The 18,157-nt window shown below is 67.3% G+C and carries 18 protein-coding genes; 4 read left to right on the top strand and 14 right to left on the bottom strand.

Annotated elements, in window-relative coordinates; all coding sequences use genetic code 11:
• Nucleotides 1-116 precede the first annotated feature (116 nt).
• The 4 genes from WDM94_04300 to WDM94_04285 form a co-directional block, all read right to left on the bottom strand.
• The gene (locus WDM94_04300; GenBank protein MEJ0011849.1) at nucleotides 117-959 is read right to left on the bottom strand and encodes an NlpC/P60 family protein; all 843 of its coding nucleotides are present in this window, start codon (nucleotides 957-959) and stop codon (nucleotides 117-119) included.
• Between the two features lie 526 nt (nucleotides 960-1,485).
• On the bottom strand, nucleotides 1,486-1,836 hold the full coding sequence (locus WDM94_04295; protein ID MEJ0011848.1) for a MarR family transcriptional regulator: 351 nt from the start codon (nucleotides 1,834-1,836) through the stop codon (nucleotides 1,486-1,488).
• A gap of 40 nt (nucleotides 1,837-1,876) precedes the next feature.
• Entirely contained in the window at nucleotides 1,877-2,830 is a 954-nt protein-coding gene (locus WDM94_04290; protein ID MEJ0011847.1) for a glycosyltransferase, read from the bottom strand.
• A 97-nt stretch (nucleotides 2,831-2,927) separates the two neighbouring features.
• A complete protein-coding gene (locus tag WDM94_04285) occupies nucleotides 2,928-4,319 on the bottom strand; it encodes a leucyl aminopeptidase family protein (protein MEJ0011846.1) in 1,392 nt (463 codons plus the stop codon).
• A 127-nt stretch (nucleotides 4,320-4,446) separates the two neighbouring features.
• On the opposite strand from WDM94_04285, the gene WDM94_04280 reads away from it, so the two are divergent.
• Complete coding sequence (locus tag WDM94_04280; GenBank protein ID MEJ0011845.1) at nucleotides 4,447-5,247, top strand: tetratricopeptide repeat protein; 801 nt, start codon at nucleotides 4,447-4,449, stop codon at nucleotides 5,245-5,247.
• 379 nt (nucleotides 5,248-5,626) lie between these two features.
• Here WDM94_04280 and WDM94_04275 read toward each other — a convergent pair whose 3' ends face one another.
• The 9 genes from WDM94_04275 to WDM94_04235 form a co-directional block, all read right to left on the bottom strand.
• Entirely contained in the window at nucleotides 5,627-6,613 is a 987-nt protein-coding gene (locus WDM94_04275) for a type II secretion system F family protein (GenBank protein ID MEJ0011844.1), read from the bottom strand.
• Nucleotides 6,614-6,624: 11 nt separating this feature from the next.
• Nucleotides 6,625-7,623: a type II secretion system F family protein gene (locus WDM94_04270; protein MEJ0011843.1), complete on the bottom strand. Its 999-nt coding sequence runs from the start codon at nucleotides 7,621-7,623 to the stop codon at nucleotides 6,625-6,627.
• Nucleotides 7,624-9,216, bottom strand: a complete 1,593-nt coding sequence (locus WDM94_04265; protein MEJ0011842.1) for a CpaF family protein — start codon at nucleotides 9,214-9,216, stop codon at nucleotides 7,624-7,626.
• Nucleotides 9,217-9,228: 12 nt separating this feature from the next.
• Complete coding sequence (locus WDM94_04260; protein MEJ0011841.1) at nucleotides 9,229-10,518, bottom strand: CpaE family protein; 1,290 nt, start codon at nucleotides 10,516-10,518, stop codon at nucleotides 9,229-9,231.
• The gene (locus WDM94_04255; GenBank protein ID MEJ0011840.1) at nucleotides 10,518-11,264 is read right to left on the bottom strand and encodes a CpaD family pilus assembly protein; all 747 of its coding nucleotides are present in this window, start codon (nucleotides 11,262-11,264) and stop codon (nucleotides 10,518-10,520) included. Before WDM94_04255 ends, WDM94_04260 begins: the two co-directional genes overlap by 1 nt.
• Before the next feature lie 29 nt (nucleotides 11,265-11,293).
• Complete coding sequence (locus tag WDM94_04250) at nucleotides 11,294-12,733, bottom strand: type II and III secretion system protein family protein (GenBank protein ID MEJ0011839.1); 1,440 nt, start codon at nucleotides 12,731-12,733, stop codon at nucleotides 11,294-11,296.
• A gap of 47 nt (nucleotides 12,734-12,780) precedes the next feature.
• Nucleotides 12,781-13,647 carry a Flp pilus assembly protein CpaB gene (cpaB, locus tag WDM94_04245; GenBank protein ID MEJ0011838.1) on the bottom strand — a complete coding sequence of 289 codons (867 nt, stop codon included), beginning with the start codon at nucleotides 13,645-13,647 and terminating at the stop codon, nucleotides 12,781-12,783.
• Between the two features lie 161 nt (nucleotides 13,648-13,808).
• Nucleotides 13,809-14,324, bottom strand: a complete 516-nt coding sequence (locus WDM94_04240) for a prepilin peptidase (protein ID MEJ0011837.1) — start codon at nucleotides 14,322-14,324, stop codon at nucleotides 13,809-13,811.
• Nucleotides 14,325-14,512: 188 nt separating this feature from the next.
• Nucleotides 14,513-14,683, bottom strand: a complete 171-nt coding sequence (locus WDM94_04235; GenBank protein MEJ0011836.1) for a Flp family type IVb pilin — start codon at nucleotides 14,681-14,683, stop codon at nucleotides 14,513-14,515.
• A gap of 423 nt (nucleotides 14,684-15,106) precedes the next feature.
• Here WDM94_04235 and WDM94_04230 point away from each other — a divergent pair, with 423 nt between their 5' ends.
• From WDM94_04230 to WDM94_04220, 3 genes are all read left to right on the top strand, one after another.
• Complete coding sequence (locus WDM94_04230; protein MEJ0011835.1) at nucleotides 15,107-15,565, top strand: pilus assembly protein N-terminal domain-containing protein; 459 nt, start codon at nucleotides 15,107-15,109, stop codon at nucleotides 15,563-15,565.
• A gap of 137 nt (nucleotides 15,566-15,702) precedes the next feature.
• Nucleotides 15,703-16,299 carry a TadE/TadG family type IV pilus assembly protein gene (locus WDM94_04225; GenBank protein ID MEJ0011834.1) on the top strand — a complete coding sequence of 199 codons (597 nt, stop codon included), beginning with the start codon at nucleotides 15,703-15,705 and terminating at the stop codon, nucleotides 16,297-16,299.
• Nucleotides 16,293-16,913 carry a TadE/TadG family type IV pilus assembly protein gene (locus tag WDM94_04220; protein MEJ0011833.1) on the top strand — a complete coding sequence of 207 codons (621 nt, stop codon included), beginning with the start codon at nucleotides 16,293-16,295 and terminating at the stop codon, nucleotides 16,911-16,913. Before WDM94_04225 ends, WDM94_04220 begins: the two co-directional genes overlap by 7 nt.
• On the opposite strand, the gene phnD is transcribed toward WDM94_04220, so the two are convergent.
• Nucleotides 16,888-17,805, bottom strand: coding sequence for a phosphate/phosphite/phosphonate ABC transporter substrate-binding protein (gene phnD, locus WDM94_04215; GenBank protein ID MEJ0011832.1), 918 nt, complete (start codon nucleotides 17,803-17,805; stop codon nucleotides 16,888-16,890). The genes WDM94_04220 and phnD overlap by 26 nt on opposite strands.
• Nucleotides 17,806-18,157 lie beyond the last annotated feature (352 nt).

Genomic DNA, 18,157 nt, shown 5'->3' with positions numbered 1-18,157 from the left:
GCAGCGTGGTGCCCTCACCCTTCGCCTCTAGTTCGCTTCGCTCTCAAGAGGCGAAGTCCCCTCTCCCCTGCGAGGAGAGAGGACGAGCGCCGGAGGCGAGGCAGGGCTTCGGCGCGCTAGACCAGGCGGCGAACCGATGTCGGCTGGCCGGCGCGGGCGACGACTTCGGCAAGCGGCTCGATGACCACGGCCATGGCGTGGCCGGTGGCGTGGAGCAGGTTCTCGCCGTCGATCAGGATGCCGACGTGGCCTTTCCAGAAGACGAGATCGCCCCGGCGGGAGGCGCCCTCGATCGCGGCGCCAAGCGCCTGCTCCTGCATATCGGTGTCGCGCGGGGCGCTGACGCCGGCGGCGGCGAGCGATAGCTGGACCAGCGCCGAGCAATCGAGGCCGAGGCTGGTGCGGCCACCCCAGAGATAGGCGACGTTGAGGAAGCGTTCGGCGGCGGCGACGAAGTCGTTGTCGGGCGGCGTATCGAGCGGCGCCACCTGGCCGGCGACCACGGCGCCTTTCCCGTCGGCCAGCAGGCGGTAGACCGTGCCGCGCGTCGTCACCTCGCCGTAGAGCGCGACGCGGCTGGCGAAGGAGAGCACGCCGGCGACGGGCAGCTTCATGTCGGGATCGGGATAGAGGAAGGCGCGGAGCGCGGTGACGCGGTGCGTCGGCTCGGGCGCGATGGGGCCGAGGGCGCCGGTCGGGACGTAGCCGACGTAGCCGTCGGTCTGGAGCTGGCCCCAGGACCAGCCTCCCGGGGTCTCGTCGAAGACGGTGAAGATTTCGCCGCGGAGCGCTTCGCTGGCGAGCGACGCATCGGCGGCGGGTGTCGACTTGATCGGGGCGGCGTCGGCGACGACGCGGCGCGGCATGCCTTCGACGAAACGGGATGCGGTCACCTGGCCCTTGAGGCGGGCGTCGGCGATGTCGGGGCGGTAGGCGTTGGTGCGCGGGTCGAGGGTCATGGCGCGGACTTTGGGCGGCGTGGACTTTTCACCCGCCGGCGTTGACCCCCTCCCGCCCTCCCCCTTTCAGGGGGAGGAGTTTGACTATCGGTGGGCGCATGACGAGGAGGGGCCTCAGCATCCGCGCTCTCGCCCCTCCCCCTGAAAGGGGGAGGCCGGGAGGGGGTCTGCTTCCGCGAGCGCCGATCGAGGATAGTGGAACGTATGACTTCCATCACGCCGTCGAGATTTTCCGTTACATCCGAATTCCAAAAGCGGAGAGTCACGATACCACGGCTGAGTAACACCGCGTCTCGGCGCGCATCACTCGGCCCGCCGTGTTGACCGTCGTCAACTTCAACCGCGATTTTCAAAGACGGACAATAGAAGTCGAGGATGTACGGCCCGATCGGATGCTGGCGACGAAAGCTGACACCTTCGACCTGACCGGATCGCAGCCGCGACCAGACGATGCGTTCGCAGTCGGTTTGCCCGACGCGGAGAGAATGCGCCCTGGCCGTCTTGGCGAGTGTGCGATCAAATCCGATCACGGCGGCAGGTCGCGGTGGCGGGCGAGGATGGCGTCGCCCAGGTGTTCGACGGCGAGGGAGCCTTCGACCGTGCGGTAGACCAGCACGTTGCGGCGATCGGCTTCGTCGCGGCGGCGGGTCACCAGGCCGAGGCGGCCCATGGTGTCGAGGGCGCGGGTGATGACGGGCTTGGTGACGCCGAGTTTTTCGGCGAGGCCGCGGACGGTGTGCGGCGGCGGATCGAGATAGACGGCGAGCAGCACGGCCATCTGGCGGAGCGTGAGATCGCGCGCGTCGGCGCGCACGAGGTCGAAGGTGACGTCGTGCCAGAGGCGCAGTGCCTGGCTCGGGCGAAGCTCGATCGGCATAAAGGGCTTTGCCGCGGGATCGTTTCGGGTCCGAACCTTTCTAGGCCGGCGCGGTCGCTCGTTGCAAGGCGTCGAGGTTGAGCCGGGTGAGGCCGGCGGCGACGTCGGCGAACGGCGTCTCCCGCAGATAGTGCGCAATCGGCGCCTGGCCCTGGAAGCCGCCAATGATATTGGGCGGACGCCCGGGCGGAGCCTTGGCGTCGGCGTTGTAGAAGCGGCCCAGGAAATTGGGCCACGGCGAGGTCGGGAAGAAACGCTCCATCTCGGCTCTTGCCTTGTGGTCGCTGCCGAAGAGCGGACCCATCCACGGTTTGCGCCTGGAGACGAAATGCGTCAGCACCGGCGGGGCAACCAGCGGCAACGGTGTGCCCTCAGCGACGCCGAACATGTTGAAGGCGGGCGACAGCTCGGCGAAGTCGCCGTTGAAATGATGATTGAGCGAGGATTGGTCGCGGTGGCGAAAGGCGGAGGTTCCGGACGCGATGACCTGCAGCATTTTTTCCGAGGCGTGCCTGGCGACGTAGCCGGCGGTGTCGATGAGCAGCACGCCGGCGTTGAAGTACTTGAAATGCCGGCTGCCGAAGACCGCCTGAATCTCGGCCCAGTCCGGCGAACAGGCGATGACGTAGTCGCGGACCGCCGCGAGCGCATGGCCACGCAGATCTAGATCGAAGAGAGCGAACGGAGTTTCGTTTTCGACATAGGTGTCGACGTCGAGGTAGAGGAGCCGGCTGTACCGGCTCGCCAATTGCGGCGGGACGAATATCCGGAAATATGTCGGCGGCAGGTTGACGCCGTCCGGCTGCACCATCGGCACAACCTCGAACGGGTACGCGCGCGAAGGAGCAAGACGGAGCTCGTCGGCGGCGTCGGTGAAGACGATTATGTCGGTGTCGTTGCGATTGTTGAGTTCAGCGAGGCGCCCGGCGGCAAACGCCGCAGCCGGGAACAGCTTCTCGTCAGTAACCAGGAAAACCGCGTTACGCCCCGGCACGCCAGACTCCACCAACACGGAGGGCGACCGTCGCACATACAGTCGCTACGTGTATTTATTACACGCAATGATTGTCGGCTCCAAGACGGCGGCGGGCCTACGGGCCGTGGCGCTCCTTCAGCAGCCCGTAGAGGGCGCGGATGGCCTGGGCTTCGCCGCCTTCGGGGCGGCCCGGCCTGGTTGCCGGGTTCCAGGCGAAGATGTCGGCATGGAGCCAGCGTGCGGGATCGGGGACGAAGCGCTGGAGGAAGAGCGCGGCGGTGATCGAGCCGGCGTAGGGCGACTGGCCGGCGTTGTTGATGTCGGCGATCTTCGACTCGATCAGGCTGTTGTAGTTCGACCAGAGCGGCATCCGCCACACCGGATCGGCGACCGCGGTGCCGTGGCGGGTGAGGTCGGCGGCGAGGTTGTCGTCGGCGGTGTAGATCGGGATGACGTCGGGGCCGAGCGCGGTGCGGGCGGCGCCGGTCAGCGTCGCGAGGTCGACGATCAGCGCCGGGTTCTCCTCGCCGGCGAGCGTCAGCGCATCGGCGAGGATGAGGCGGCCCTCGGCGTCGGTGTTGCCGATCTCGACGGTGAGGCCCTTGCGGCTGCGGAATACGTCGCCGGGGCGGAAGGCGTTGCCGGCGATGGCGTTCTCGACGGCGGGGATGAGGATGCGTAGGCGCACGGCGAGGCCGGCGCCCATGATCATGTGGGCGAGCGCCAGCGCGTTGGCGGCGCCGCCCATGTCCTTCTTCATCAGCAGCATGCCGGACGACGGCTTGATGTCGAGGCCGCCGGTGTCGAAGACGACGCCCTTGCCGACGATGGTGATCTTCGGGTCGCTCTCGTCGCCCCAGCGGATGTCGATCAGGCGCGGCGCGCGCTCGGGCGAGGCAGCGGCGCCGACGGCGTGGATGAGCGGGAAGTTGTCGGCGATGAGCGCATCGCCGACGATCTGGCGGAAGGTGGCGTTGTGGCGCTTAGCCAGACTTTCGGCGGCGGCGGCGAGCTCGGCGGGTCCAAGGTCGTTGGGGCCGGTGTTGATGAGATCGCGGGCGAGGTTGACGGCGTCGGCGATGCGGGCGATTTCCTCGCCATCGACGCCGGACGGGATGACCAGGCGGCAGGCAGCGCCGCGGTCTTCGCGGTAGCGCGTGAAGCGATAGGCGCCGAGGGCAAAGGCGAGCGTGGCGAGCGCCGGATCGGCGAAGCCGTCGCGCAGGCGATACGTGCCGGCGGGGAGCGACGCGGCGAGCTTGCCCGGCAGCAGCGACGGCGTGTCGTCGCCGCGGCCGAGGCCGAACAGGATGGAGGCGATGGCGCCCTCGCCTGCCCCCGTTTCGGGCACCAGCGCGATCTCGCCGGCGGCGGCGCTGAAGCCGGTGGCGCCGAACCAGGCGGCGGCCTTGCGGTCGAGTTTGGCGAGGTGGGCGGGCAGGCGGTCGGCGGCGACCGCATCGACCGCAATCGCGGGGGCGTCGGAATCAATCAGTCTGTCGGGCAATGGGGCCTCCGGGGTGAGGTCGCCAAGATGGCGGAAAACTGCGCCGATTCAAGGGAATTAACCATCCATTAGGGTTAACAGAATATTGCTCGATGCGACGGTTCCCCTACGGAGTGGCCCTCGCCTCATGACCCCGCTGCCCCTCGTTTTGCTCCGCCGCCGGCTGCTTGCCGGCGCGGTTCTGGTGCCGGTCGCGCTCGCGCTCGGCGGGTGCGCCAAATCGACCTCCGGGCCCGACCCGATGATGACCTCGTCGATCGCGCAGCCGGTGACCCCGGACGATTTCGACAAGGCGGCGGCCTACTGGGGCCAGCGCTACGAGGCGCGGCCGAAGGATCGCGACACGGCGCTCAACTATGCCGTGGCGCTGCAGCGTACCGGCGAGGCGGACCAGGCGGTGGTGATCCTCAGCAAGGCGGCGCTCGATTTTCCGGACGACCGCACGGTGCTGGCGGCGCTCGGCAAGGCGCAGGCGGCGAGCGGCGATCTCGACAGCGCGCTGACGACGATCCGCCGCGCCGAGGATGCGGCGCAGCCGGACTGGAAGCTGATGTCGGCGGAAGGCGCCATCCTCGACCAGATGAACCGGACCGACGATGCGCGCGCGCTTTACGCCAAGGCGCTGGCGCTGGCGCCGGGCGATCCGTCGGTGCTCTCCAACTACGGCATGTCGTATGTGCTGACCGGTGACCTGAAGCAGGCGGAGAAGCTGCTGCGCCAGGCGATCGCCTCGCCTGCCGCCGACAGCCGCGTGCGGCAGAACCTCGCGCTGGTGGTGGGGCTCGAGGGGCGCTTCGACGAGGCGCAGAAGATCGCGTCGGCGGAACTGTCGCCCGACCAGGCGGCGGCCAACGTCGCGTATCTCAAGCAGATGCTGGCGCAGCAGAATAGCTGGCAGGCGCTTAAGGGCGCGAAGCCGACTACGTAAGCGTCGCGGCCATACGCGATCGGGCGCTCGCACTCCCCTCGCCTGTCATCGTTCGGCGAGGCCGGCGGCCTCGACCGGAGGTCCGTGCGCCGCCCGCTCGACGGATGATGCTTGTTGATGCTGGTCCTCCGGTCGGCGCTTCGCGCCGCCGAAGGATGACAACCGAGAGCGATTGGAGACACCCCTCCCTAAAACCGCGTTGCGGTTTTGGCCCTCCCACAAGGGGAGGGCTCAAGCGGAGTTGGTTGGGCGCCCCTGCCCTTCCTCCGAGTCGAGTGGAGGGGAGACACCCCTCCCCAAAACCGCGTTGCGGTTTTGGCCCTCCCGCAAGGGGAGGGCTCAAGCGGAGCTTGGGTTGGGCGCCCTGCCCTCGTCGGCGTTAGCCGCCGCTGCGAGCGTGGATTACCTCGATCGCGGCCGGGCCCAAAATTACCGCGAGGAGCACCGGCAGGAAGAAGAGGATCATCGGGACGGTGAGCTTCGGCGGCAGCGCGGCGGCCTTCTTTTCGGCGGCGGTCATGCGCTGGTCGCGATTTTCCTGGCTCAGGACGCGGAGCGAGTGGCCAAGCGGGGTGCCGTAACGCTCGGCCTGGATCAGGCTGGTCATGACGCCCTTGACGGCGTCGAGGCCGGTGCGGGCGCCGAGGTTCTCGTAGGCCTGGCGGCGTTCCTGCAGGTAGGACAGCTCGGCGGTGGTCAGCGTCAGCTCCTCGGCGAGCGGCACCGACTGGATGCCGATTTCTTCCGACACCTTGCGGAAGGAAGCTTCCGCCGACATGCCCGACTCGACGCAGATGAGCAGCAGGTCGAGGGCGTCCGGCCAGGCGCGGCGGATCGAGGTCTGGCGCTTGGTGACGATGTTGGAGACGTAGAAATTGGGGGCGTAGAAGCCGATGCCGGCGATGACCAGCGAGATGAGGAAGACGATGGGCAGCGGCTGGTCGATGTGGATGATCGCCAGCATGTAGAACAGCGCCGCGCTGAAGAAGGCGAGCGGGATGGCGACGCGCGCGAAGAGGAACATGACCAGCGGCGCCTGGCCGCGGAGGCCGGCCATGCGCAGGCGGGCGACGGTGTTCTCGTCGGCGAGCGCGTTACGCAGGTTCAGCCGATCGACGATCTGGCGCATGAACGCCTTGGGCTCGGAGCGGAGCTTGGCGCGCTTGGCCTCGTTGGCGAGACGGGCGCGCTCGCGGGCGCGGATCTCTTCGCGCTCGAGCGCCACCGCCTTGATGCGGGCGGCGAGCTTGTCGCCCTCGAAGTAGGGCTGGGCGACCGAGTAGACCGTCGCGGCGACCGCGATGGCGGCGAAGGCGCCGACCAGGAACGTGGCGCTGGTGAGACTGTCGAAGATGATTTCGAACATGCCGGCGCTCGTCAGAAGTCGAAGTTGATCATCTTGCGCATGACGAGGACACCCATCGTCATCCACAGAATCGAGCAAACGAGAATGAGATGGCCCGCCTGCTCGGTGAACAGAAGCTTGATGTAGTTGGGGCTCGTCAGCCAGACGAGGAGCATGACCACCGCGGGCAGCGAGCCGATGATGTAGGCGGAGGCTTTCGCCTCCATCGCCATGGCGGAGATCTTGCCCTTCATCTGCTTGCGCTCGCGCAGCACGCGCGAAAGATTGCCGAGCGCCTCGGCAAGATTGCCGCCGGCGCGCTGCTGGATCGAGATGACGATGGCGAAGAAGTTCGCCTCGGGCGTCGGCACGCGATCGGGGAGACGGGCGACGGCGTCGGCGAGCGTCAGGCCGAGCGCCTGGGTCTCGGAGATCTGGCGGAACTCGCTCTTGACCGGCTCCGCGGCCTCGTTGGCGATGATCTTGATGCAATCGTTGAGCGGCAGGCCGGCCTTGACGCCGCGCACGATGACGTCGACGGCGTTGGCGAATTCATCGACGAATTTGCGGATGCGGCGCTTGCGGCGGAAATTCACGTACCAGCGCGGGGCGCCGAAGAAGCCGACGACGCCCAGCGCGATGGCGAGGTAGATCGGCGCGCCGAGGAAGAAGGAGGCGACCAGCATGAGGAGGCCGACGACGACGCTGACCGTCCAGAAGGTGCGCTTGGTCCAGGTGAGGCCGGCCTGCGTCATGCGGACGGCGAGCGGCGGCGCCTTCGACTGCTTGGCCTTGGCGCGCTGGGCGTCCTCGACTTCCTTCAGGGTGTCCTGAACCGACTTGCGGCGGCGGGTGGGGTCCTGCGTGCGGCCGGCGGGCGCCGTCTTGTTCTTGCCCTGGATGAATTCCAGGCGCTTCTCGGCGTTGTTCTCGCTCTGGATGCGGCCGTAGAGCAGCGCATAGGCGAGGCCGCCGGCGCTCAGCGAGACCAGGCCGATGATTGCGAGGACGGTGGTGAGCGGACCGAACATTTAGCGTCCCTGCTCGACCTTGAGCTCGTCCGCGTTGGCGGCGTCGAGCGCCTCGGCGAGGCGATTCTCTTCGTTGTAGTAGCGGGCGCGATCCCAGAACTTCGGCCGGCCGATGCCGGTCGAGCGATGGCGGCCGCGGATCTTGCCGTTCTGGTCTTCGCCGAGGATCTCGTAGACGAAGATGTCCTGGGTGGTGATGACGTCGCCTTCGGTGCCGACCACCTCGGTGACGTAGGTGATGCGACGCGAGCCGTCGCGCAGGCGCTCGGTCTGGACGATGACGTCGATCGAGTTGGCGATCATCTCGCGGATGGTCTTGGCGGGCAGCGCGAAGCCGCCCATCGTGATCATCGATTCCAGGCGCGACATGGCTTCGCGCGGGCTGTTGGCGTGGAGCGTGCCCATCGAGCCGTCGTGGCCGGTGTTCATGGCCTGGAGCAGATCGAACGCCTCCGGGCCGCGCACCTCGCCGACGATGATGCGCTCGGGCCGCATACGAAGGCAGTTCTTGACCAGATCGCGCATCGTGATCTCGCCCTCGCCTTCGATATTCGGCGGGCGGGTTTCGAGGCGGACGACGTGCGGCTGCTGGAGCTGGAGCTCGGCGGCGTCTTCCGCCGTGATGATGCGCTCGTCGCTATCGATGTAGCGCGTCAGGCAGTTGAGCAGCGTCGTCTTGCCGGAGCCGGTGCCGCCGGAGACGAGCACGTTGCAGCGCGAGCGGGCGATGATCTGCAGGATGGTGGCGCCCTCGGGCGTGACCGAGCCGTACTTGACGAGCTGGTCGAGGGTCAGCTTGTCCTTCTTGAACTTACGAATGGTGAGGGTCGGGCCATCGATGGCGAGCGGCGGGGCGATGACGTTGACGCGCGAGCCGTCGGGGAGGCGCGCGTCGCAGATCGGCGAGGCTTCATCGACGCGGCGGCCGACCTGGCTGACGATGCGCTGGCAGATGTTCATCAACTGGCTGTTGTCGCGGAAGCGGACGTTGGTCTCTTCCACCTTGCCGCCGACCTCGATGTAGGTCTTGAAGGCGCCGTTGACCATGATGTCGGAGATGTCGTCGCGGGCGAGCAGCGGCTCGAGCGGGCCGAGGCCGAGGACGTCGTTGCAGATGTCCTCGAGCAGGTCCTCCTGCTCGGCAATCGACATCACGATGTTCTTGAGCGCGATGATGTCGTTGACGATGTCGCGGATTTCCTCGCGCGCCGACTCGACGTCGAGGCGGGCGAGCTGCGACAGGTCGATGGTGTCGATGAGGGCCGAGAAGACCGTCGACTTCACGTCGTAGAAATTTTCCGAACGGCGCGCATTCGGGTCGTTGTTGATCGTGCGGCGCGCCGGCGCGGGATCGGCGGCGGTGCGCTTGGCGGGCGCGGCTGCGGCGGACGGCGGCGGCGCGGCGGCGGCGGTGCGCGACGCGGAGGCGGCGGCAGCGGAAACCACGGCAGGCACGGCGGGAGCCGCCGCGACCGGCGCGGCAGCAGCGGGCTTCGCCGCAGGCGGCGTTGCCGCCGGCCGGGCTTCCGGTTGTTCCGTCGACGGAGCCGGTGGCTTATCCCCGGTACCGCCTGTGCCGCGCTTGCCGAACATCAACGTTCCCCGCTATGCGCTTTTCTTCTTCGTCGATACGAACCGTTCGAGCAGCGGCGCGAGCGTGAAGTTGCTGCGCTTGGCGCGCTTGACCTCGGCGCGGCCGGTGACGGTGCGTGCCACCAGATCGAACGATTCCGCGATCGGGCTCTTGGCGTCGGTCTCGGCGATCATCTGGCCGTTGTTGGCGGCGGTGCCGAACAGGGCGGCATCGAACGGGATGACGGCGATCGGCTGCAGATTGAGCGCGGTGGCGAAGTCGTCGACCTTGATCTCGGGCCGCTTGGACAGGTTGGCCTTGTTGATGATCAGGCGCGGCGGATGATCGTTGCTGCGGCCGGCCCTGAGCAGGTCCACCATGTTCTTGGCGTTGCGCAGGTTGGCGAGATCCGGCTCGGCCGTGATGACGATCTCGTCGGCGGCAAGCAGGGTCTTCTTCACCCAGGCGTTCCAGGCGTGCGGGATGTCGAGGATGACGGTCGGCACGCCGGATTGGGCAACGTCGATGACGTGCTCGAAGGCGCTCTCGCCGAAGTCGTAGGTCTTGTCGAGGGTGGCCGGCGCGGCGAGCAGGCTCAGGTGATCCGAGCAGCGGGCGAGCAGGCGGTCGAGGAAGTTGTCGTCGAGGCGATCGGGCGCATTCACCGCCTCGGCGATGCCCTGCGCGGGATCCTGGTTGAAGTCGAGGCCGGCGGTGCCGAAGGCGAGATCGAGGTCGGCGACGACGACGTCGTTCTCGAAGGAGCGCGCGATCGACCAGGCGACGTTGTGGGCGACCATCGAGGAACCGACGCCGCCCTTGGCGCCGATGAAGGCGATGGAGCGGCCGAGCGGCTGGGTCGAGCGCTCGACGTAGAGATCGGCGACGGCCTTGATGACGCCCATCAGGCTGACCGGGGCGACGAGGTACTCGCTGATGCCGCGCTGGGCGAGGCTGCGGTAGAGCTCGACGTCGTTGACGTGGCCGATGACGATGACCTTGGTGCCGGCGTCGCAGACTTCGGAGAGCCGGTCGAGCTCGGTCTCCAGCCGCTCGCGCGGCAGGCGGCTCTCGACGATGATCAGGTTGGGCGTGGCGGCGCCCTGGTAGAACTCGGCCGCGGCGAGGATGCCGCCGGTCTGTACCTTGACGTGGGCGCGGGCCATGCGGCGATCGCGCGCCGCCGCCTCGATGGCCGCGATCAGATCCGGCGATTCGCAGAACGCCTGGATCGAGATGCGCGGGACCGGACGGACTTCGGCCATGGTGTCCGGCATGCGCTCCGGAGGACGGCCGGTGTCCTTGTAGGCGAGGTCAGTCATCAGTTGCCCCCGATCGAGGTCGTGGAGTTGGTGGGCTCGCTGGTGTCGCCCGTGAACTTCGTGCCGCTGCGGTACTTCTGCAGCACGTCGGCGCGGCGGGAGGCGTCGGCCGGCGTCAGGCCGCGCGGATAGAGAAGATCGAGCGGGCTTTCGACCATGGCGGCGAGGTTCTGCTGCGAGGCGCAGCCGAAGGCGCCGTAGTGGATATTGGTCTCGGTCTTGGTGATGTCGTCCGTCCACGGCGCGCACGGCGCGGTGGTCGCGGCGATGCGGTTGAAGGCGAGGCGCACGGGCGCGACGCGCTCGTCGGCGCCGGCCTTGTAGACGCGGTAGGAAATCGCGCGCGGCCGGACGCCGTTCTGGCGCAGGGCGTCCTCGACCTCGACGGCGAGGCCGGCGGCGGCGACCTGATTCGGCGAACCGGACGGGGCGACGACGGCGACGATGGCGGTGCTGGAGCGCAGGAAAGACTGCGCGAAGAAGGCGATGTTGGCGCGGGTCGCCGCGGTCAGGTGCTGGCTATCGACGCTCACCGGGATGTCGAGGGTCTCGACCTGCTCGCCGATGGTGATCGGATGCTCGACGCGGTAGTCGTCGCGGTTCATCGCGGCGGTCTGCGCGAACGGATCGACGCCGCCCGAGGAGGTGCAGGCCGCGAGCGTCAGCGCGAGGCTACCCATCGCGAGGGCCGCCGACAGGCGGGCGCGCTTGGAGCGGTCGCGGGCTCTGGACGAAACGGTAGTCATGGTCTGAGGCTCCGTTGCTGCCGTCGTGGTCATTCGTAGATGTAGCCAACGCGGCCCTGGTACTGCTTGTCTGGCGTATTGCCGGCGTTGCCGCCGTAGACACGGTTGAGGCGGCCGAGCAGCGTCGACTGGGCGTCGCTCGGGATCGCCAGACCCTGATCGGGCGTGGCGAGCTGCGAACGCGACACCGGCTTGACGAGATACGGCGTGGCGATGATGACCAGCTCGGTTTCCTTGCGCTGGAAGTCGCGGCTGCGGAACAGCGGACCGAGGATGGGCAGATTGCCGAGGCCGGGCACGGCGTTGATGGTCTGGGTCACGCTATCCTGCAGGAGGCCGCCGAGGACCATGGAGCCGCCCGAGGGCAACTCCAGCGTGGTCTCGGCGCGGCGGACGTTGAGCGCCGGCGTGCTGGTGCCCGGCACGAGATCCGACACCTCGGTCTTCATGTGCAGGCTGATGCGGCCGTCGGAGAGGACGAGCGGCGTCATCGACAGCGACACGCCGAAGTCCTTGAAGGCGGTCGTGATGGAGAAGCTGCTGCTGCTGTCGCTGGTGTTGGTCGCCTGCTGCTGGGCGTAGGGGAACTGGCCGCCGGCGAGGAACGAGGCCGATTCGCCGGAGATCGCGGTCAGCGTCGGCTCGGCGAGCACGCGGACGAGGCCGGTCTTCTGGAGGGCGCTGAGCTTGGCGGTCAGGCTGCCGCCACTGCCGATGCCGCCATTGCCGGTGATGGAGCTCGAGGCGCCGGTGCCGATCAGCGCCGACGCGGCGTTGAGCAGGAGCGGGCCGATGCTGATGTTGCTGGCGGTCCAATCGACGCCGAGCTGCTTGGCCAGCGTGCGGTTGACCTCGGCGACGGTGATCTTGAGCTGGACCTGATCCTCGCCCTGGATGTTGAGCAGGTTGACCACCTGCGACTGCACCTGGGCGCCGCCGGAGCTGGCGGAGTCGGAGCCTTGCGCCTGCGAACCGCCGTTGGCGAAGATGGTCGCCACGTCCTGGGCGCGGCGGCTGTCGCCGGCGTTCTTGACGCTGCCGGAGAGGACGATGTTGTCGGTGACGATCTCGACGTCGATGTCGGAGTCGGGGATCAGGCGGCGGAGCATGGCGGAGAGATTGGAGGCGTCGCGCTCGACCTCGAGGTCGAGGGAGACGATCTGGGTGCCGGCGCGGTCGAAGACGATGACGTTTGACTGGCCGACGGCGACGCCGGTGACGTAGATGCGGCGGGGCGTGCGGATGACCGCGTCGGCGATCACCGGGTTGGAGACCAGGATGTCGCGGGCGTCGCGCGGCAGGTCGATGACCACCGACTTGTTGAGGCCGACCTTGACCGAGCGCGAGACGCTGGCGTCGATGGTTTTCGCGGCGGGATCGGCGGCGACCGCCTGGGCCAGGCTGAAGGTATCGACGGCGGCGAGCGCCAGGCCGGCGAAGAGAAGTCGGCGGAGCGTCGGCTGCAGCATCTTGGCAATCCCTTGTTCAGCGTTCCGTTGGCAGAGCGTCACGGCGATCACCGGATGCCGCTGACGTCGCGAGCGACGCCGTTCCTGACGACGGTGACGGCGCCGTTGCGCTTGGTGCCGCCGATGAGATGGACAGCGTCGGCGGCGGCATCGGCCGGGCCGGCGCGGGAGTCGGCGACCGAGCGCAGCGCCAGCGTGAGATGATCGCTGATCTGCTGCGCGACGGTCAGAATCTGAACCTGCTGCGGCGTGAGCTCGAGGGTGGCGGTCTGGCCGATCACCGTCTGGCCGGCGGCGCCCTCGCCCGCCTTGCTGTTGTCGGCGGTGTTCTCGATGGTTTGGTCGATGGCGAGGACGCGGACGTTGTTGAGGATGGTCTCGGTGAGATACGGCGAGCCGCCGTTGTCGCCGGCGTCGGGATTGGCGCGCGTCATGATGACGTCGACGCGGTCGTTGGGCAGGATGAAGCCGCCGGCGCTGGTGTCAGCCGCGATGCGGGTGGCGACGGCGCGCATTCCCTCGGGCAGGATCGCCGACATGAAGCCGTGGTCGGAATGGATGAGCTTGGACTCGGTGATCGGCTCGCCCTGGTAGATCGAGGCGCGGGCGATGGCGCCGACCAGCGGCTGGATCTGCGTGGCGCCGTCGCCGTCCTTCTGGATGAAGCGATCCTTGTTGACGCCGGAGAGCGGCCAATCCTGCCACTGCACCGAATCGGCGGCGAGCTTGCCGCCGATCGGGACGTCCTTGGTGGCGACGAGCACCTGAACCTGCGGCGCCTGCGTGGTGGAGGTGGCGGTGGTCGCCACGACCTCAGGCGGCGGCGCCGGCTGCAAGACGCGTATCGCGATGACGGCGGCAATCAGACCGGCGCCCGCGGCGACGCCGAGAACCATGACCTGTGCTAATTTCATGACCGCATGACCCTCAGCCGAAGTCGTCCAACGTGGCGCCAGTCTCGCTTGGCAATCGTGTACTTATGGTTAATCAACCGTGAGAAATCGTGATTAACGCAACGCTACCGGTGGCAACGCCCGCGATGCGGCGCGTCAGAAATTAAAGACGGCGCGCCGCGCTAGTTCGCGCCAGCGGCCGCGAGCCACAGGGAGTGCGGATAGACGTAGAGACCGGCAGCAGCGAGCGCGATCCCGTACGGGACACCGGCGGTACGCTCATGAAGCCGCTGCACCCAGGGCTGGCGAACGATGAAGGCGGGCAACACCGCCTGACGGAAGGAAAGAATGGCGAGGGTCAGCCCGCCGCCGAAGAGCGCGGCGACCACGAGAAACTCGGGCGCATTCTCGGCGCCCAGCCACAGCGTGGTGACGGCGGCGAACTTGGCGTCGCCTCCCCCGATCCAGCCGAAGGCGAAACAGGCGAAGGCGACGGCGAGCACGATGCCGCCGGCGGCGAAGTGCCAGCCGAAGGTCGACAGATCCATGCCGGTGAGCGGCGCCAGCACGACGAAGGCGGCAAGCAGCGCCAGCGTCAGCTTGTTGGAGATGGTCATGGTGAGAAGATCGGACGCGGCGGCGAAGGCCATGCCCAGCGGGAAAACCAGAAAGGCAATGAAGTGCGCGACCCCAATCATCGCTTCAGCTCCGGCGCAATCGACAACGCGAATGTCCTGCAGATTGTTAGCGGGCGATGATTAAGAGGGTCTTGCGGCGATGCGTAGAATGTTAACTACCGCACGATTCCGGCGATGAAAAAAATCAAGGCAGCGCGGCCGTGACCGACCGCGCTGCCTTTGGGTTCGAAAAGACCGCGTCGCGAAAATTACGAGACGGAGATCTTGGTCGAGATGTTGCTGAACACCTTGTTCAGGCTGGTGCCGAGCAGGCCGGCGCCGGTGATGAGGGCAACGGCGATGAGCGTGGCAATGAGGCCGTACTCGATGGCGGTCGCGCCGGACTCGTCCTTGGCGAAACGGTTGAACAGAGACTTCATGATCGGAACTCCTACACAGGTTGAACCAAACTGGTTCGGGTACTCGAAGGATTTTTCTTCGCGGCCGTAACCGACGCAGAAACTACCTAGAAAGTCCTGAAGGTTAGTTAATGCCGGAGAGGCAGATTCGGCCCCACGATTACTAATCGTTAACTATAACAACTATCTAATTTTCAGAATTGCTTGAGGAGCAATGATAATTCTTCTTTCGAGGTCAAATTTACACTCTATTCAGACCTGCATTTTGAACTTTTGCTTTACTATACTGGAGAATTGCCGTTTCGCGCATCGCCGGATGGGCGATGGTGCTCGCGACGCCCGAGCCGGCGCGCCGCGGCCCCCTTAAACGTTCGTTCACCATATCGCGGCTAGGCTCGCTTCGACTCACGGGTCGTCTCCTTAGGTTCTGCCGGAGGTTCCTTCATGCCGCGCACGTCTCTTATCTCGCGCCTGACGCTCGCCGCGCTCGCGGCCACCGCCGGGCTGCCGGCCAAGGCCGATCCGATCTCCGTCGTCGTCGACCAGGCCAAGGTGATGCGCATCTCGCGGCCGGCCGACATCGTCATCATCGGCAACCCGGCGATCGCCGACGCGACCATCCAGGACAGCCAGACGCTGATCATCACCGGCCACTCCTTCGGCATGACCAACCTAATCGTGCTCGACGCGCAGGGCCAGTCGATCGCCGACGAGCAGATCACGGTGGCGCCGCAGAACGACCAGGTGGTGACCGTGTATCGCCGCGCCTCGCGGCAGACCTTCTCGTGCTCGCCGGACTGCTCGCCGATGCTGGCGGTCGGCGATAACGCCGCCGCCTTCGACGCGGTCAACTCGCAGATCCAGACGCAGTCGGCGCTGTCGTCCGGCGCGGCCAGCAAGTAGCCGCCCCGCTGGTTAAGCAAAGGTTGCCGGACACGGCCGTCTTTCGGCGCCGGCGGCAACCGTTCCTCAACGCTTATCCTGCAAAAGTGGCGGAGGGCCGTGGGATTCACGCGCCCGTCGCACCATACCGTCGCGCCATGGCATCCGTTATCGGCAGGCTCAGGAATCTCGGCACAGCCGCACGCGACAGCGCGGCGCGCGCCGTCGTCGGCCGATTCGTCCGCAGCGCGCGCGGCGCGACCGCGGTCGAATTCAGTCTCGTCGCGCTGCCGTTTTTCGCGCTGATGTTCGCGATCCTCGAGACGGCGCTGACGTTCTTCGCGCAGAACTACTTCGAGGACACGCTGGCGCGCGTCGCCCGCCAGGTGCGCACCGGGCAGGCGCAGAAGGTCGAGATGACCTCCGACCAGTTCAAGGCGGCGATGTGCGTGTATCTCGCGCCGATGTTCAACTGCCCGGGCGGCCTCAGCATCGACCTCAAGAAGTTTTCCTCGTTCGGCTCGATCGATCTCGGCATTCCGACCGTCGCCAGCGGGGCCGACAAAGGCAATCTCGACACGACGAACCTGGGCTTCCTGGGCAACACGAAGGGCGGCGACATCATCCTGGTGCGCGCCTACTACTCGTGGCCGGTGTTCGTGAACCGGCTCGGCAACAACCTCGCCACCATGCCGAACGGCACGCACCTGCTGGTCGCCACGGCGGCATTCCGCAACGAGCCCTTCCCATGGTAGGCGGCGGCATCATCATGCGGCTCAAGCGGCCGCTCTGGCTTTTCCGGCGCAACGCGCAGGGCGTCTCGGCGGTCGAGTTCGCGCTCATCCTGCCGGTGATGCTGACGCTCTATCTCGGCTGCAACGAACTCGGCAACGGCCTGACGATCGCGCGCAAGGTGACGCACATCACCAGCACGCTGAGCGATCTGGTGACGCAGTCGAAGGATGCGATCTCGGCCGGCGACATGACTAACATCATGAACGCGGCGTCGTCGATCATGACGCCGTATTCGGCGAGCTCGCTGAAGATCAGGATCAGCGAGTATCACATCGACGGCGCCACGCCGCCCAAGGTGCACGTCGTGTGGAGCTCGGCCAATGCCAACGACACGCCGCTGCCGATCGATCCGCATGAAACCGACACGACCAAGGCGGCGAAGCCGAACACGTACATCACCAACCTGCCGCAGACGCTGCTGACGCCGAACACGTACCTGATCACGGCCGAGGTGCACTACGACTACACGCCGACGATCGGCTACGTCCTGACCGGCCACTTCGACCTGCACGATCAGTTCTACCTGCGCCCGCGCCTCAGCAACGGCATCAGCGGGCCACCGCCGGCGTCGTAGGCGGCGCGGCGGGCAAAGGCGCGACCAGCGCCGCCAGCGGCGCGTAATCTTCCGCGGTCGCCGCGACAAATCCACCGCCGCCATAGGCCGAGCGATCGACCGCGTCGAGTATATCGGGCGCCTCTGCCCCCATCGCGGTCAGCGCATCGCGGAGCGCGGTCTTTTCCTCGGCGGGCATGTCGGTCCTCACCGCATGCGGGCCGAACGGGATCAGCGGCGATTGCCAGAGGATGCGCACCTGATCCATCGACAGCGCGCCGGCGGCGACCATGGTGGCCAGCGGGCCGAACGAGTAGCCGGTGGCGGCGTCTCCGGCGAGGCTCGACCAGGCGAGCGCCAGATCGGCGCGGCCGTCGAGCAGCGCGCGGATGGCGTCGACCGGACCGGGCGATTCGTAGAGGGCGGCGAAGTGCGACGCCGGATCGATGCCGGCGGCGGCGAAGGCCTTCAGCGGCACGAGCCGGCCGGCGACCGAATCGGAGGCGCCGAGCGCCAGGCGGGCGCCATCGGTATCCTCGAGTTTCTGCATCGGGCTATCGGCGCGGGCGAGCAGGATGGCGTGGAAGCCGCGCGAGCCATCCATCGCGGCGGGCAGCGCCAGCGGCTCGACGCATTGGCAGATCTCGGAAGCCGCGGCATAGGCGCTGGCGGAGAAGATCGCGTACTGCACGCGGCCGCTGGTCTCGGCCTCGATCAGGGTAGCCATCGACGTGGCGGGGACGAGTTCCACCGGCAGCGCGATCCTGTCGGCGAGATAGGCGCGGAACGGCTCGAGGCGCGCGATGTCGGCGCCGGGGGTTTCCGCGGTGAGGATGCCGACGCGCAGGACCTTCACGTCCTCGCGCCAGTCGGCGTTGGCGGCGGTGGCCGCGATAGTCATTGCCAGAATCATTGCTGGGAGGAGGCGCCGCGGCATGGGGATATTACGCATCGGCGTGGTTTGGGGTGCAAGGGCGGCGGCAAACTCCGCTTGAGCCCTCCCCTTGCGGGAGGGCCAAAACCGCACTTCGCGGTTTTGGGGAGGGGTGTGTCTCGGCGGGCTCTGATGTCTCAGCGGTGTGCGGAGGAGGCAGACCCCTCCCCAAAACGCCTTTGGCGTTTTGACCCTCCCGCAAGGGGAGGGTTCAACAAGTGGAGTGTCGGTCGTGCAGCCCGGCTGAGCCCTCCCCTTGTGGGAGAGCCAAAACCGCACAGCGGTTTTGGGGAGGGGTGTGCTTCGGCGGCGTTAATGTCTCAGCGATGTG

This window comes from Bauldia sp. (genome assembly GCA_037200845.1).
In the GTDB taxonomy this organism is placed as follows: domain Bacteria; phylum Pseudomonadota; class Alphaproteobacteria; order Rhizobiales; family Kaistiaceae; genus DASZQY01.
The sequence above is the reverse complement of the archived record's forward strand: the minus strand, read 5'-3'. Positions and strand labels throughout refer to the sequence as shown.